General features: G+C 36.6%; 2 protein-coding genes. Both read left to right on the forward strand.

The features are described from left to right. Positions 1-330 (forward strand): HNH endonuclease signature motif containing protein (locus ACQEXR_RS20430; RefSeq protein ID WP_427021063.1); only part of this gene is annotated, 330 nt, incomplete at its 5' end. Further along, positions 320-525: bacteriocin immunity protein (locus tag ACQEXR_RS20435; protein ID WP_427021064.1), on the forward strand; the 206-nt coding region annotated here is incomplete at its 3' end. The genes ACQEXR_RS20430 and ACQEXR_RS20435, both read left to right, overlap by 11 nt.

Genomic DNA, 525 nt, shown 5'->3' on the forward strand with positions numbered 1-525 from the left:
GGGTTAGGTTCACCAGTTCCGTCGGAGGTTGCAAATAAGCTCAGAGGTAAAGAATTTAGTAATTTTGATGCGTTTAGAGAAGCATTTTGGACTGAAATTAGCCATTCTGAGCAATTGAAAGAGCAATTTATTGGGACCAACCTTAATACTATGAAAAATGGTAGAGCACCATTCTGTAGAAAAGGGGATCGAGTCGGTGGAAGGGTGAAGTATGAACTACATCATGTAGATGAAATACAGAATGGTGGTGAAGTTTACAATGTAGATAATTTAAGAGTCGTTACCGCTAGAAAACATATAGATATTCATAGGGTGAAAAATGAAAAATAACATCTCGGAATACACGCAATCAGAGTTTTTGCAATTAGTTAATAGAATTTGTGTTGATGATTATGCTACTGAACAAGAACATATCGATGCTGTTTTACATTTCGAAGAAATTATAGGGCATCCAGACGGCTCAGATCTGATTTATTACCCAGAGAATCCTGAAGATGGAACGCCTGAAAATATTGTTAGAATCGT

The sequence above is a fragment of the Vibrio sp. TRT 2004 genome, assembly GCF_050113735.1.
Lineage (GTDB): Bacteria > Pseudomonadota > Gammaproteobacteria > Enterobacterales > Vibrionaceae > Vibrio.